Raw genomic sequence first — 12,512 nt, forward strand, 5'->3', positions numbered from 1 at the left:
TTAATTTTCTTTATAATATTCTTCCAATCTAAATAATTCAATTGGAGTAAAATCAGTATTCTTTATTGCTTGTTCTTTTGGTTCAGTTGCAATCCATTCTTCTGTTGCATTTTTGTATTTATTAATTCCCAAAAATGTTTTTTTACCACTGTTCAAATCTGCGATGAGTGCATCTTTATTTGTTTGAATGATGGCTTGAACATTGTTTGCTTTCAATTCTACAATTAAACCGCCTTTATTTTCAATATCTTGGAATAAGATCCAAGATTTTTCTAATAATTGTTCAGTTAAGTTCTCTATATAATAAGAACCACCAGAAGCATCTTTCACTTGAGCAAAATGAGATTCCTCTTTCAGAATTAATTGAACGTTTTTAGACATTCTTCTCTGAAATTCGAGTTCCTTTTTTTCAGTTACAGCTAAATATTGAATGGTTAATAATTCCGCACCCCCAATTATCGAAGACATCGCTTGTGTCGTTGCTCTCAATAAATTATTGTGGTGATCATTCCTTGCATGGTGTCGCAATGATGTCACTCCACTTAAGTTGAATGCTTTTAATTTGTAAGTCGAATCGTATGCGCTGAATACCAACTGTACTAATTCCCTAATCACTCTAAACTTAGCGACATTGACAAAATAGTTGTCATTGACAGCCAATTGAATTGTCAATTTAGAATTGATCGTTTCAAGATCAATACCCTCACTTACAAGCGCATGTAAATATTCGTTTAAATGCGAAATCGTAATTGCTAATTCTTGTATTGTAGATGCTCCAGCTTCTCCATAAATGGATCCATTAACAAATACAGTTGCATTATTCAAATGCGTCTTGTAAAAACTGATAAAATCTGAAAAATCAAAATCATTTTTACCTAAAGCTGCATGATTAGCAAGGATATCAAAATTCAACCTTGTATTTGGGTCAAACTTTGTGCTGACAAATGCTGAAGGGTTTGTAATTGTAATATCACTTGCGATATGCTCAAAAAGTACATCCTTCGTAATTTTTAGATAATCTTCAGGTGTATCACAAGAAAAACCAATCGCATCAACACCATCATTCAGTGCCGATAGAATGATTTTATTCAGATCGTTTGGATCACTCTCATTAAAATACTGCCTAATTCTCCAGCTATTGTCTTTACGATAAAGATTTCGACTTAGATCATTCTCCGGAGTTGAAACAGTATTGTCAGCGTGATGAATCGCACTAACCTCCAAATCTGGTTCTGGTTTTGAATTTAAAAGATCTAAAGGTTTGCCTTTTAAATCCTTTTCAATTTGAATCAGCCATTCGGCTAAATTAATTTTTTTAAATGCTGAAAAAAGTTCATTCATTTTTATTGATTTCCTAAGGTCAAATATAATTTAATTTATTTGGACTTTGTGCCTTATTCCTATTGAAGACAAGTTTAATTGAGATAGTCCATTATTATTTTAACGATTACGCCTAAAATTCCACAGGAAGCAATAAATCCTGTTACAAAATAGTATTTAAAAGTGTATCCGTATCTGCCTGCTAATTTGCCACTAATTATAGCCGTTATTAAAGATAAGACTAAAACTATTGTGATGGCTTCTGATCCTGTCATTATATTTTAGATTTTGAAGCTTCCCAGTATTTATCCATTTCAGAAAGTGGTAAATCAGATAATTCTTTATTGTCATTTTTTGATTCAACTTCCATCCATTGGAACCTTTTAATGAATTTTTTATTCGTTTTTTCAAGTGCATCTTCCGGATTTATTCCTTTCCATCGAGCATAATTAATCAGTGAGAAAAGGACATCACCAAATTCCTCTTCCATTTTTTGTTCATCCCCGGCCTTCACTTCGTCTTGAAACTCATCGATTTCTTCAAGTACCTTGTCCCAAACTTGATCACTGTGTTCCCATTCAAATCCTACCCCTTTAACTTTGTCTTGAATACGTGTTGCTTTAACAAGAGCAGGTAATGATTTTGGAACGCCTTCTAAAACCGATTTTTTACCTTCTTTTAATTTTAATCTTTCCCAATTGGCTTTTACTTCCTCTTCGGTTGTGACTTTTACATCACCGTATATATGTGGATGACGATGAACTAATTTATCAGAGATGCCATTGAGTACGTCTGTAATATCAAAAGCACCTTGTTCTGAAGCGATTTTAGAATAAAAGACCATATGTAACATCAGGTCACCAATTTCGCCTTTCAATTCATCCAAATCATTTTCGATAATAGCATCTGCTAATTCATAAGTTTCTTCGATCGTTAGATGGCGTAAAGATGCAAGCGTTTGTTTTTTATCCCATGGACATTTTTCACGTAATTCGTCCATTATATTTAATAAGCGCTCAAACGCTTTTAGTTTATTAATCATTTTTATAAATTTAGCACAAATTTAGTCTAAACAGCAAACTTTGAAATTAGTTTTACTCATTATTCTTTTGTTTTTCTTAGGGATTAGTAACGGTCAAATCAATGACTCCTTACAATTCTCTATTGCGCCTAAATCGGGAATGATTACGGCGCATAGACCTACAATGGAACATTTGCCTAAAAATCGTTCTAGTATTTTGGAGTTAACTTTTCAAAAGCAGGATATTTCAAATAGCAAGTGGAGTAATGCTTATAAGTTTCCATCAAGAGGATATTCAATAGCCTTCCAGGATTATGGGAATAAGGAAGTTTTAGGTCAGGCCATATCAATTTATCGATTCACTAAATTTTCACTGTTGCAAAATGAAAAAATAGGTTTCATCGATTTTAAATTGGGTAATGGTATTAGTTTTATTACTGAGAAATATGATCCTGTGGGAAATACGAAAAACACAGCTATTGGAACACATTTAAACGGATTTATTAATTGTCAAATTCTTTGGGTAAAGTATATTAATAATTTTAATATCGGTATTGGTTTTGATTTTACGCATCAATCGAATTCTGCAATTAAGGCGCCTAATTTGGGAATCAATACATATTCTGGAATGATTACATTAGGATATGATCTTAAGAAAAGGGTTCGTTTTAATTCGAGCATTCCTAAACCAGAGGACGCTAAAATGCGTGACACACCTAATTGGGAAGTTCATTTTTTTGCTGGTATAAAACAAAATTTACCGAACTTTAAAGTGAGTAGAACTTTTGGAGTGATGGCATTGCAAGGGTTGTATAAAAAACAATTGAGTTTTAAATGGGATCTAGAATTGGGGTTAGACTTTATTTATAGCGAAGCGAATCGATGGTTTTATTCAACAACGGCAACACAATTTACAGATGCATTACAATTTGGCGGTTATGTTGGTTTAGCCGCAAATATTTATAAAACACAAATCTATTTTGGCGTTGGAGCTTATGCTTTTAATCCAGTAGATGCTGCGGGATGGATTTATAATAGAATTGGAGGACGCTATTTAATTAATGAAAATTGGAATATGATGGTGGGTATTAAAGCCCATTTAGGAATTGCAGATTATTTAGAAATGGGAGTAGGATATAGATTTAATTAATGATGATAAGAAGGTATAAATATATTATTCCGTTTCTGCTAATTTTATTTTTAATTGGCGCTTGTAAAAAATCGGAAGATAGAGCTTGTTTTAAAGGAATAGGAGATCAAATTACAATTGAAGTGCCTTTAGATTCTGTTCGACATTTTGTCTTAAATAAGAATATCCGTTATAAAATTTATCAAGACACCTTAAATAAAATAGTAATTAATGGAGGATCGAACATGGTTAACTTTATCACCGTGGGTAATGCAGATCATGTTTTAAATATCAATAATGAAAATAAATGTCGTTTTTTAAGAAGTGAAGAAGATTTAGTGGAAGTTGAAATTCATTATCCTTTTTATGATACTTTTTTTATGGATGTCACAGATTCAGTCATATTTGTGGATACGATTGTGACAGAGAATTTATATGTTGAAATGCGCGATGGAGGTGGTAGTGCTAAGATGAATGTCAGAGCTTATGAATTAGGGTTTATCGTTTCCAATGGAGCAGCAGATTTTACTTTAGGTGGCCGTGTGACAAAGGCCGAACTTAAAGTTCAGAATAATGGGGCTGCAAACACTGAAAATTTGATTATTGATGAATATGTATTTATTTATCAAAATTCAACTGCAAATATTTTATTGAACATGAATCTTAATAAAGCTTTAGTTGTGATTGATGGATCAGGAGATGTTATTCATATTGGTAATCCTAATATACTTATTCGAGAAGGTTTAGGTACAGGTGAAATTATAGCTTTATAATTCTTATAATACATTATTAATCAGTAAATTATTTTTCTTTACAGATAATAATTTTATTTTTGAGGACTAACCAACTAAACTTAATATTATGCATAAACAAAGATTAGCAGTATTAATTGCTTCAGGTATTGGTGTGGTTGCCATGTTTCTGCCATGGGTTAAAGCATATACTTTAATACTTTATGGGAACGATGCGGCAGGGTTTATTCCAATAGCATGTTTCGCTGTTGCAGCGTATTTCGCATATTCAGGAGATAGAAATATTGCTATGGAGCAAAAAATGGTAAAAGGGGTTGCAATAGCTGGAGGTATTTGTACGCTTTTTATGATTTGGAAGCTTTTCGTCGACATTAAACTAACCTATGCCGCAATTGGTGCATATTTAACAATTTTGGCTGGAATTGTCGTCTTAGCTGTTCCTTTTGTAATTAAAGATTCAGGCGATTTTCAAATGCCAACAAAAGAAAGTATTAAGGACGAATTTAACGATATGAAAAATAGTTAGATCGTGTTATAATTCAAGGAAATAACCAAACAGCTTTAGGTTGTTTGGTTATTTTTTTTGAACTAAACTTTATTACCGCCTAAAGTTTCAGTAAATTTGTACCATAATTTAAATGTTATGAAATTAGTATTAATTACAATTGGTTTACTTGCTTTGGGATTTGCTGGAATAGCAATAAAAATTTGGGGTAAAAAGAACGGTGAATTTGCAGGAACTTGTGCGAGCAATAATCCTATGTTCACAGAAGAAGGTGAGAATTGTAGTTTTTGTGGTGCTCGACCAGAAGAACAATGCCTGAATGAAGAAGTTGTAGCTTAATACTTTGCTTACAATTACACCTTTCACTTGATTATATAAAAATATCCTACTACGTATTTTGAACGCAATAGGATATTCTTATTATTTTCTAATCAGCACGTAAAGTACAATATTTATGTTCTGACGGATAAAAATTAAGCTTAAACAGCTACATCATTTTCACGTAATGCATTGTTTAGCGAAGTCTTTTTATCTGTACTTTCTTTTCTTTTTCCAATAATTAAAGCACAAGGCACTTGAAATTCACCTGCAGGGAATTTTTTAGTGTATGAACCTGGAATTACAACGCTTCTTTTCGGAACATATCCTTTTATTTCAACAGGTTCATCACCAGTAACATCAATTATTTTAGTCGACATTGTCAGAACAACATTAGCACCTAAAACAGCTTCTTCACCAACTCGAACACCTTCAACAACGATACATCTTGAACCGATAAAAGCATTATCCTCAATAATAACCGGCGCTGCTTGTAGTGGTTCTAAAACACCTCCAATTCCAACACCTCCGCTTAAATGTACGTTTTTACCAATTTGAGCACAAGACCCAACAGTTGCCCATGTGTCAACCATTGTTCCACTCCCAACATAAGCCCCAATATTAATATAAGAAGGCATCATTATCACACCTGAAGCAATATATGCACCATGTCGAGCAATTGCATGAGGAACAACACGAATACCTCGTTCTTTATAGTTCTTTTTAAGCGCCATTTTATCGTGAAATTCGAATGGACCAACCTCAATCGTTTCCATTTTTCGAATTGGAAAATACAATACAACTGCCTTTTTAACCCATTCGTTGATTTGCCACTCTCCGTTATTAAGTGGTTCTGCTACGCGTAAAACACCTTCGTCAAGTTGCTGAATTACTGCTTCTATAGCTCGTTGCGTTGCTTTTTCTTTTAATAATTCTCGGTTGTCCCAAGCTGCTTCAATTATGTCTCTCATTTGGCTTATTTTTCATTGCAAAGATAATAGATGATCGGTTTTTCTTCAGTATTTTTGTGCTTAATAATTAACTAAAATTTTAGGATATGTTTGGGAATAATATGATGAAGAAGTTGCAAGAAATGCAAGCGAAAGTAGAAGAGACTAAAGAGCGATTGAATCATATTAAACTTATTGGTGAAGCTAAAGAAGGTGCCGTAAGGGTAGAAGTGAATGGGAATGGCGTAATCACAAGTATTGAAGCTAAGGATAATAATTTAAGTCAAGTAGAACTGATTGGATTGATTCAAACGGCAGCGAATAGAGCATTGGAGCAAGCAAACAGAACGAAAGAAATGGAAATGGCGCAATCTGCTAAAGGCATTGTTCCTGGCATGTAAAAATGTGCCTGTTCCTTTTAAAGCATTAAATTTTTTATAGCTTTATTGAATGGATTTGGTATTAATTATACTTGTTTCTTTTGGTGCTAGTTGGCTTACTTTCTTTTGTGGATTTGGTCTCGGTACTTTATTGACACCCGTTTTTTATTTGCTATTTCAAGATCTTACTTTGGCAATAGCTTCAACAGCTATTGTTCATTTTGCAAATAATATTTTCAAATTTGCGCTCATGCAAAAAAGTGTTGATTGGAAGATTGCATTGCCGTTTGGTATTGCAGCCTTACCTTTTGCGGCAATTGGGGCCTTTCTTTTATTGTATATCGATGACTTTACAGTGTGGACTTATCAAATTTCCGATCAGATTTTTAATGTCAATTTATTGAATTTGATCTTTGGTAGTATCCTAATTATATTGGCCTTAGTGGAGATTATCCCCGCTTGGTCAATCAGGTTTTCAAAACAAAAATTATGGATCGGTGGAGCAATTAGTGGTTTTTTTGGTGGCTTATCCGGTCATCAAGGCGCTTTAAGGTCTGCTTTTCTTATTAAGTATCAATTAAAGCCAGAGGTCTTTGTTGCAACGGGCATAGTTGTGGCATTGGCTATTGATATTGTTAGATCTACAATATATTTCACCTCAGACGATATTCAAAATGTTACTCTTCCATGGAATTGGATTGTTTTATCATTGATTGCAGCTTTTGCGGGTGCTATTACTGGAAAATTTCTATTAAAAAAAATCAAATTAAAAAGTCTAAATCTTATCGTGTCTATCGCGATGATCAGTTTTGGATTGGTTTTAATTTTTGGAATACTGACTTAATATTGTTGAGTGGCTATATTTGGAACGTTAATTGTTGTATGCAAATAATAAGTATGACTTTTGTAAGTAATTTACTTTCTATCTGTCTCATGTAAAAAATAAAAGATGAAAAATTTGTTCTTAGTTTTAGTATTAGGTGTTTTAAGTATAAACGCATCGTTTGCCAGTGTTGATCACTCAATTTGGAACAGGTTGTTGAAAGAGAATGTCAGTTCTTCAGGTACGGTGAATTATAAAGGGTTTAAAATTAAAATGGATACGCTTGACGCATACATTCAAGTTTTGCGTGATACTAAGCCGAAATCTGATTGGTCACTTGGTGAGAGAAAATCATTCTATATGAATGCTTATAATGCTTATACTGTAAAATTTTTATTGGTTAAGTATCCCGTTCAATCGGTTAAAGACGCTTCGTATAGTGGTAAAGATATCTGGCATTTAAAATTAGTGAATATTGGAGGTACATCTTATACTTTGAATTATTTAGAGAATGAAATTTTAAGAAAAATGAATGATCCACGTATTCATTTTGGAATTAATTGCGCTGCTCAGACTTGTCCTAAATTATGGAATAGAGCATTTATAGCTAAGAATGTGAATTCGCAATTAACAACATTAACTAAAGCATATATTAATAATACGAAATACAATGTTATTTCAGCGAAGAAAGTAAAGTTGTCTGAAATATTTAATTGGTATGCTACAGATTTTACAAGTGAAGGTAAGACGATTATAGATTATTTAAATAAGTATTCTACTTTAACAATTAATGCAGATGCTAAAGTTGAATACTTGCCATATGATTGGTCATTAAATGAGTAATATGCTAAAGAAATTATTCTTTTTCTATGTGTTATTTGGCTGTTTATCAATTTACAGTCAGCAAACGGAAGCGTCTTATGACGAAATGTTGAAGACACATTATAAAAATACTGTTGAAACAATTAGTCCTGCCGAGTTAACAGCAATGATGAAACAAAAATCAAAGTATGTTATTTTGGATACTAGAGGAGAACGAGAGTATGAGGTTTCTAAAATTAAGGGAGCTGTTCGTGTTGGATTTTTAGGTTTTAATTATGCTAAAAATGAGGATTTAATAAAAGATAAAATTGTAATTGTATATTGCACAATAGGGGCGAGGAGTGAATCTATAGGAGAAAAAATTCTAGCAAAAAATCCGGATCAAATAGTCTATAATTTATATGGCGGAATTATTTATTGGAAGAACAATGATTATCCGGTATATGATAATCAAGATCAATTAACAGAAGACCTTCATGTTTATTCTAAAAGTTGGGGGCAATGGCTTAAAAATGGAAATCCAGTTTATTAATGCGAGAGAATTTACTTTTAATTTTTGCGAAAAACCCTCAGTTAGGTAAAGCAAAAACAAGGTTAGCTGCTACAATAGGAGATGAGAATGCCTTAACTGTTTATAAGGAATTACTGAGACACACAGAAGCAGTATCAGAATCATTAATTGAAGTTGACGTACGCGTTTGTTATACTAATTATCCTTTTGAAAATTATTGGACTTCTGCTGAGCAAGTAAAACAGTCGGATGGAGACTTAGGTCAAAGGATGAATTCAGCGTTTATGCAGGCTTTTAAAGATGGTTATAAAAGAGTTGTTGGAATTGGAACGGATTTACCTGAGTTAACAAGTGAAGATCTGCATACAGCTTTAAAACGTCTTGAAGAGCATGATTTTGTATTCGGACCGTCAATAGATGGTGGTTATTATGTCATTGGGTTAAATAGTCCTGAATTGTATTATATTTTTGAGGACATGCCTTGGAGTACAGATCAATTATTGACTTTAACTTTGGAAAGAATTAAACAACAATCAGGTACATATTCTTTATTGCCTACTAGAAATGATATTGACACGATTGATGATTTGATGATGTCTTGTTTAAAGGATACCTATAAGCATCTCATTCGATAGTTAGAGTCATGTAGAGGATATGAATTTAATCTTTCGCAATCTTAATAATCAAACATCATTTTTAATTTCCAAATTGGTCTTTACCAAAAAAATGGCCGTAATAGGTTGAATTAATTCATCTTAATTTTTTGTTGATTAAAAAGAGCTACAAACATAACTCTGTTGAATTCGAGGTCAGGATTACCTTAATAAAGTATGATGTCAATAACGGTAGTAGAGTCCCTCTTTTAGAATGCTATTAATTTATAAAAATTAGCCCAATAAAAAAGGCGGATACAATTTTGTATCCGCCTTTGAATTATTATAATTCTTTTTTATTTCATAATGGTAATATGACCATTGTGTTGATGACGTTTGTCAGAATGTTTTTCTTTAAAGTCAAGTTGCCATATATAGACACCATCATCAACTAAACCTCCGTTACCGTAAGAACCATCCCATCCAACTGTTGCATCGTATGTTTCGAAAACCATTTCGCCGTATCTATTAAAGATAGTCATGTGGTAGTCGTATGGATCATAACCTGATTCGAATATAGGAAGGAATTCATTGTTAAATGGATCACCGTCAGGTGTAAATGTATTTGGAATGTAGAAGATGATAATACTCTTCACTTGAACATATACAGTTACTTTATCAGTACATCCTAAATAATTCCAAGCTGATAATTCAACAGGGTAGAAGATGTCACCTGGTTCACTAGGGAAGAAGTGAATAGGGTTTTCTTCAGGAGTTGTTTCACTTCCATCGCCGAAATCCCATGAATAATCAGTAGCGAATAATGATTGATTCGTATATTCTACTTCTGTATTATTAGTGAAAGCTGCTTGAGGGTTATGAGAGAACGCTGCTATAGGCATTGTTTCTACCGTTATATATTCGTCATACTCAACAGTACTTTTACATCCGTAGATATCCGTTACTGTTGCTCTTACGTCATATAAACCACCATACTCGTAAGTATGTGATACTGTTTCAGCAGCTGTTCCAATAATTGTTCCACCATCACCGAACGACCAATCCGTTCTAAAGATTTCAATATCAGATGTGATTGTAAACTCTGTAGTGAATGGAGTACAACCTTCAGGATCGCTTACTGCAAAAGATATAATTGGTAACGGGTGAACAATGATAGATAAGTCATCTACAGTGATACAACCATTTTCAGATTCTGCAGTTACAGTATAATTTAATTCTCCTAATTCAGGTGTAAACGGTGTATCGTTAATGATCCCAGCAGGAGTCCATGTATAAGTCGCAGGGGAACCTGTAGCACTTACTACAGTTTCATCACCAATACAAATTGATTGGTCAAGACCAGCATCTAATAAAGGAAGTGGTTGTACTGATATTACAAAAGTAGCGGTATCATTAATACAAGGTTCCGTTCCAAGCGTTATATATCTGAATCTGAAATCACCATCTGGTAAAGGAAGTCCAACTGATAGTACACCTGTTCTTTCGTCAAAGGCACCATCTGTAGGCGTAATCTCTTCCCAGAAACCACCTGCATCATGTCCTGAAAGTAGTGTGTTCAGATTAAATTGATCACCAACTACATTACAAATTTCACCAGTATTATCTTCTCCTGAAGTAGGTTGATCATAAATAGTGATTGTATGGAAAGAAGTGTCATTGTCACAATCACCTTCTACACTAACAATATATCTGAAAGTATAATCTCCAGCAGTTAAACCAGTAGGATCTAGAATACCAGTTAGTGGATTGAAAGCACCACCAGTGGCATCGACTTCTTCCCAATAGAATATATCGTCTACTGTAAATATGGTATCAACAAGGAAAGTATTTAAATCTGCAGTTTCAAGTCCTGAGTTACACATTAAGAAACCAGTACTATCTAGACCTGCACTGTAAACACTAAATTCGATTACAATAGGTTTTTTATCATAACAACCTCCGATTGGATCGCCAATCATTACCCAAATTTCATCTCCAGGTCCAATTGGGCCTCCAGGCCATAGATCATCCATGTCACGCATATTGTCAGGTTCTGAACTATGGAAAGTCATTTCAGTATCAGGTATGTCGAGCGTATCTCGAATTAATAAATCTTCGGGATTTATAGGGTTACATTGTGGACCGGGATTTATAAATTCTATCCCCGGAGCAGTTCCTACACCTCGTATAATTACATAACGTATAATGTCTAATTCGAAACAATCAGTAACCGGAGTTGCTTCAACTCTATATTTTGTCGTACCATAAGGCTCAACAGTTACTGTAGCTTCATCACCAATTTCTTCGCCTGTATCATCGTTATACCAGTAAATATCATAAGCTGGACCAACAAAAGGACCATCGAATGAAAGTTCAACAGAACTACCACCACAATCAAAATCAATTGTATCTGGAACATCTTCGTATAAACAAGATGCCGATGCACCTAATCCACCGTCAAAGTCAACATAATATAAACTTTGAATAGCTTCCTCAACTTGACTAGCATCAAGAATAACTACAAACTGGAAGTTTTCAGTTGCTCCAGCTCTGAAAGTAGGGATTCTTTTACATATAGAAATCGCTTCATCAACTAATCCTCCAGGAGGTCCTACTACACCCGTCATACCTGGGCCCGATGCATTATAAATCCAATCACCTTGCGCTACAGCAAAGTTACCTTTACTAACACGAATTTGAGGATCAATTGCTCCAAGACCAACATAACTTGTCCAAGAGTTAATTTGCGTTGCACTAACAATTGATTTTGAACAGAATGGTGAAGGTTGAGACTCAATTTCATTAAAAGTTACAAAATTCCAACCTATTGTTTGATTGTTATCTGGATCAAATGTTTTATAAAAATAAATATTTGATTTGTCTACAGCATTCGTGTTTACCAAAGTAACATCAACAGTATAGTAAGTAGTTGTAGTATCAAGTTTGTAAAGTAAGTTGATATCAATTCCACCAACAGAACCATTCCACTGAACCATTTTACATTTTCCTATTACTTCGTAGTCACTTACACCTACTGCGGGAATGTCATATTCAGGTGAAGCGGAATTTTGATAATCAATTCCGTCAATTTGAATACCAAAAGTATTTTCTGGAGAACCCGGTAAATAATAATCACCGTCATAATTCGTCCAAGCATCATCTTCAGGATTTGCAACGAAACCTAATCTTGGGCCAAGTCGAGCATGATCTGGTCCTGCTGGACCTACTGATGATCCTTCATAACCATTATTATGGATACCAATTTCAATACTTGGAGCCATTAAGAATGCATTGGTACCTTCAATTTGTGCCCAGTTAGTAAATGGCACAAATACACTGAGGATAGCTATGGATATTTTAATAATATTTTTCATAAAGTCTATTTTTA

Annotated in this window: 14 protein-coding genes; 9 read left to right on the plus strand and 5 right to left on the minus strand. The window is 33.7% G+C overall.

All coding sequences use genetic code 11. The features are described 5' to 3' along the window. From T367_RS0118490 to mazG, 3 genes are all read right to left on the minus strand, one after another. Positions 1–1,341, minus strand: a complete 1,341-nt coding sequence (locus T367_RS0118490; RefSeq protein WP_027421159.1) for a methylmalonyl-CoA mutase family protein — start codon at positions 1,339–1,341, stop codon at positions 1–3. A gap of 74 nt (positions 1,342–1,415) precedes the next feature. Further along, positions 1,416–1,595 carry a hypothetical protein gene (locus T367_RS0118495; protein WP_027421160.1) on the minus strand — a complete coding sequence of 60 codons (180 nt, stop codon included), beginning with the start codon at positions 1,593–1,595 and terminating at the stop codon, positions 1,416–1,418. Further along, complete coding sequence (mazG, locus tag T367_RS0118500) at positions 1,595–2,362, minus strand: nucleoside triphosphate pyrophosphohydrolase (protein ID WP_035845938.1); 768 nt, start codon at positions 2,360–2,362, stop codon at positions 1,595–1,597. Before mazG ends, T367_RS0118495 begins: the two co-directional genes overlap by 1 nt. A gap of 40 nt (positions 2,363–2,402) precedes the next feature. Here mazG and T367_RS0118505 point away from each other — a divergent pair, with 40 nt between their 5' ends. The 4 genes from T367_RS0118505 to T367_RS0118520 all read left to right on the plus strand — a co-directional run bounded on the left by T367_RS0118505 (position 2,403) and on the right by T367_RS0118520 (position 5,066). Continuing rightward, the gene (locus tag T367_RS0118505) at positions 2,403–3,491 is read left to right on the plus strand and encodes an acyloxyacyl hydrolase (RefSeq protein ID WP_157454311.1); all 1,089 of its coding nucleotides are present in this window, start codon (positions 2,403–2,405) and stop codon (positions 3,489–3,491) included. Continuing rightward, positions 3,491–4,243, plus strand: a complete 753-nt coding sequence (locus T367_RS0118510; protein ID WP_027421163.1) for a GIN domain-containing protein — start codon at positions 3,491–3,493, stop codon at positions 4,241–4,243. Before T367_RS0118505 ends, T367_RS0118510 begins: the two co-directional genes overlap by 1 nt. A gap of 88 nt (positions 4,244–4,331) precedes the next feature. Next, positions 4,332–4,748, plus strand: coding sequence for a hypothetical protein (locus T367_RS0118515; RefSeq protein WP_027421164.1), 417 nt, complete (start codon positions 4,332–4,334; stop codon positions 4,746–4,748). 117 nt (positions 4,749–4,865) lie between these two features. Next, entirely contained in the window at positions 4,866–5,066 is a 201-nt protein-coding gene (locus T367_RS0118520) for a hypothetical protein (RefSeq protein WP_027421165.1), read from the plus strand. A gap of 140 nt (positions 5,067–5,206) precedes the next feature. On the opposite strand, the gene T367_RS0118525 is transcribed toward T367_RS0118520, so the two are convergent. Then, on the minus strand, positions 5,207–6,016 hold the full coding sequence (locus tag T367_RS0118525) for a 2,3,4,5-tetrahydropyridine-2,6-dicarboxylate N-succinyltransferase (RefSeq protein WP_027421166.1): 810 nt from the start codon (positions 6,014–6,016) through the stop codon (positions 5,207–5,209). Between the two features lie 86 nt (positions 6,017–6,102). On the opposite strand from T367_RS0118525, the gene T367_RS0118530 reads away from it, so the two are divergent. From T367_RS0118530 to T367_RS23130, 5 genes are all read left to right on the plus strand, one after another. Next, positions 6,103–6,396, plus strand: coding sequence for a YbaB/EbfC family nucleoid-associated protein (locus tag T367_RS0118530; RefSeq protein ID WP_027421167.1), 294 nt, complete (start codon positions 6,103–6,105; stop codon positions 6,394–6,396). A gap of 49 nt (positions 6,397–6,445) precedes the next feature. Continuing rightward, entirely contained in the window at positions 6,446–7,219 is a 774-nt protein-coding gene (locus T367_RS0118535) for a sulfite exporter TauE/SafE family protein (RefSeq protein ID WP_027421168.1), read from the plus strand. Positions 7,220–7,324: 105 nt separating this feature from the next. After that, positions 7,325–8,041 (plus strand): DUF547 domain-containing protein, encoded by a 717-nt coding sequence (locus T367_RS0118540; protein WP_027421169.1) that lies wholly within the window; start codon positions 7,325–7,327, stop codon positions 8,039–8,041. Position 8,042: 1 nt separating this feature from the next. Continuing rightward, positions 8,043–8,552, plus strand: a complete 510-nt coding sequence (locus T367_RS0118545; protein WP_169736088.1) for a rhodanese-like domain-containing protein — start codon at positions 8,043–8,045, stop codon at positions 8,550–8,552. Beyond that, on the plus strand, positions 8,552–9,166 hold the full coding sequence (locus T367_RS23130) for a TIGR04282 family arsenosugar biosynthesis glycosyltransferase (protein ID WP_051568667.1): 615 nt from the start codon (positions 8,552–8,554) through the stop codon (positions 9,164–9,166). The genes T367_RS0118545 and T367_RS23130 overlap by 1 nt, the downstream gene beginning before the upstream one ends. A gap of 314 nt (positions 9,167–9,480) precedes the next feature. Here T367_RS23130 and T367_RS0118555 read toward each other — a convergent pair whose 3' ends face one another. Beyond that, on the minus strand, positions 9,481–12,498 hold the full coding sequence (locus tag T367_RS0118555; RefSeq protein ID WP_027421171.1) for a T9SS C-terminal target domain-containing protein: 3,018 nt from the start codon (positions 12,496–12,498) through the stop codon (positions 9,481–9,483). Between the last annotated feature and the right edge of the window lie 14 nt (positions 12,499–12,512).

The organism is Crocinitomix catalasitica ATCC 23190 (assembly GCF_000621625.1).
Classification (GTDB): domain Bacteria; phylum Bacteroidota; class Bacteroidia; order Flavobacteriales_D; family Crocinitomicaceae; genus Crocinitomix; species Crocinitomix catalasitica.

What these genes read in the sequence shown, in the direction of transcription:
- T367_RS0118490 (WP_027421159.1), bottom strand. Translation starts at nt 1,341, where the DNA reads ATGAATGAACTTTTTTCAGCATTTAAAAAAATTAATTTAGCCGAATGG.
- T367_RS0118495 (WP_027421160.1), bottom strand. Translation starts at nt 1,595, where the DNA reads ATGACAGGATCAGAAGCCATCACAATAGTTTTAGTCTTATCTTTAATA.
- mazG (WP_035845938.1), bottom strand. Translation starts at nt 2,362, where the DNA reads ATGATTAATAAACTAAAAGCGTTTGAGCGCTTATTAAATATAATGGAC.
- T367_RS0118510 (WP_027421163.1), top strand. Translation starts at nt 3,491, where the DNA reads ATGATGATAAGAAGGTATAAATATATTATTCCGTTTCTGCTAATTTTA.
- T367_RS0118515 (WP_027421164.1), top strand. Translation starts at nt 4,332, where the DNA reads ATGCATAAACAAAGATTAGCAGTATTAATTGCTTCAGGTATTGGTGTG.
- T367_RS0118520 (WP_027421165.1), top strand. Translation starts at nt 4,866, where the DNA reads ATGAAATTAGTATTAATTACAATTGGTTTACTTGCTTTGGGATTTGCT.
- T367_RS0118525 (WP_027421166.1), bottom strand. Translation starts at nt 6,016, where the DNA reads ATGAGAGACATAATTGAAGCAGCTTGGGACAACCGAGAATTATTAAAA.
- T367_RS0118530 (WP_027421167.1), top strand. Translation starts at nt 6,103, where the DNA reads ATGTTTGGGAATAATATGATGAAGAAGTTGCAAGAAATGCAAGCGAAA.
- T367_RS0118535 (WP_027421168.1), top strand. Translation starts at nt 6,446, where the DNA reads ATGGATTTGGTATTAATTATACTTGTTTCTTTTGGTGCTAGTTGGCTT.
- T367_RS0118540 (WP_027421169.1), top strand. Translation starts at nt 7,325, where the DNA reads ATGAAAAATTTGTTCTTAGTTTTAGTATTAGGTGTTTTAAGTATAAAC.
- T367_RS0118545 (WP_169736088.1), top strand. Translation starts at nt 8,043, where the DNA reads ATGCTAAAGAAATTATTCTTTTTCTATGTGTTATTTGGCTGTTTATCA.
- T367_RS23130 (WP_051568667.1), top strand. Translation starts at nt 8,552, where the DNA reads ATGCGAGAGAATTTACTTTTAATTTTTGCGAAAAACCCTCAGTTAGGT.
- T367_RS0118555 (WP_027421171.1), bottom strand. Translation starts at nt 12,498, where the DNA reads ATGAAAAATATTATTAAAATATCCATAGCTATCCTCAGTGTATTTGTG.